The organism is Kineococcus glutinatus, assembly GCF_039542765.1.
In the GTDB taxonomy this organism is placed as follows: Bacteria; Actinomycetota; Actinomycetes; order Actinomycetales; family Kineococcaceae; genus Kineococcus_A; species Kineococcus_A glutinatus.
Genome location: NZ_BAABIL010000699.1, coordinates 1 through 693, shown reverse-complemented (window position 1 = coordinate 693; position 693 = coordinate 1). Strand labels below are relative to the sequence as shown.

General features: G+C 79.1%; 1 protein-coding gene. It reads left to right on the top strand.

All coding sequences use genetic code 11. The annotated features are described in order from the left end of the window. Positions 1 to 693: glycosyltransferase (locus ABEB16_RS20340; protein WP_345714014.1), on the top strand; the 693-nt coding region annotated here is incomplete at both ends.

Genomic DNA, 693 nt, shown 5'->3' with positions numbered 1-693 from the left:
GGGGTACTGGGACGACGACTTCGGTGCCGCCCGCAACCGCGCCCTGCAGCACTGCACGGGGGAGTGGGTGTTCTGCGTCGACGCCGACGAGGTGCCCGTCGGTGACGCCGGGGCGTTGCGCCGCGCCCTCGTCGGGACCGGGGCGGACGTCCTCGCCGTCGCGCAGGTCTCCGACGTCGCCGGTGGGTCGGGCCGGCAGCTCGGCTGCCTGCTGCCCCGCGTCCTGCGTCGTTCACGCTGCGGCTGGGAGGGCGCCCTGCACGAGCAGGTCGTCGCGCACCACGGTCCCACGCGCGTGGACACCCTCGGCGACGTCGTCCTGCGGCACAGCGGCCACGACCCGGCCCGGCGCGCGGCGCGGGGCAAGGCGGCGCGCAACCTCGCCGTCGCCGAGGCTGCGCTGGCACGTGTCCGGGCCGGCGCGGCCGGGGACCTGCAGGTGCACCTCGTCGCGGTGGCCCGCTCCGCGTGCGAGGCCGGCGAGCACCGCCGGGCGCTGGACGTGCTCGCCGAGGTGGACCTCGAGCAGGTCGGCGCGCACCACGGCACCCTGGCCGCGCACAGCGCGGTCGAGGCCGCGCTGGCCGCCGGGGAGCACGACCTCGCCCACCGGTGGCTGGGCGCGGCGCGCACCTGGGGGGAGACGCCGGCGGTGTGCCGGGGGCTGGAGGCGCAGGTCGCGCTGGCGGCGGG